Below are 646 nucleotides of genomic sequence, written 5' to 3'. Positions count from 1 at the left end.
TAATCAAGGAGAATCCTTTTGCCTTCATTCAACTGCCAAAGGTTGAGAAGCGTAAGAACCAATCCCTGACTAAACAGGAACAAAAACGCTTAGAGACAGCGGCAATGGAAGACAAAAAAGGGCGAGGAATTCCCGTGCTGTTGGCGCTGCACGCCGGTTTGCGGATTGGCGAAATCGCTGCCTTATCCTGGAAGGACATCGATTTTGAGAATAACCTGATCCATGTTCGAGCTACGTATCAACGGGTTTTCAGCTTGTTGGAAGGGCAGAAAACGGAGTTGATTTACACCAGCTCTAAGACAGCTTCATCTACACGTTCGGTTCCTATGAGCCAAGGCTTGAAGCAGCTTTTGTTGCAACAGAAGCTGAAAGCAACGGGTAAATATGTGGTTACCAACAAGGACAAACCCTTGGAACCACGGCTTTTAACGTACCATTTCCATCAAATTCGTGCGGCTGCCGGTCTGCCTGAGACGCATTTCCATCAGCTGCGTCATACCTTTGCGACCCGCTGCTTGGAAAGCAAAGGCGACATTATGAGTGTGAGCAACATGCTTGGGCATAGCTCAACTCAGATGACCTTGGACACTTATGCGGGTTCTGTGATGGAACAGCGCATCCAAGTAATCGCACAAATGGAAGAATC

Annotated in this window: 1 protein-coding gene; it reads left to right on the top strand. The window is 48.0% G+C overall.

All coding sequences use genetic code 11. The features are described from left to right. Positions 1–646: site-specific integrase (locus JZO70_RS04440; protein ID WP_207672339.1), on the top strand; the 646-nt coding region annotated here is incomplete at both ends.

It is taken from the genome of Candidatus Enterococcus moelleringii, assembly GCF_017377575.1.
Classification (GTDB): Bacteria; Bacillota; Bacilli; order Lactobacillales; family Enterococcaceae; genus Enterococcus_A; species Enterococcus_A moelleringii.
The sequence above is the reverse complement of the archived record's forward strand: the minus strand, read 5'-3'. Positions and strand labels throughout refer to the sequence as shown.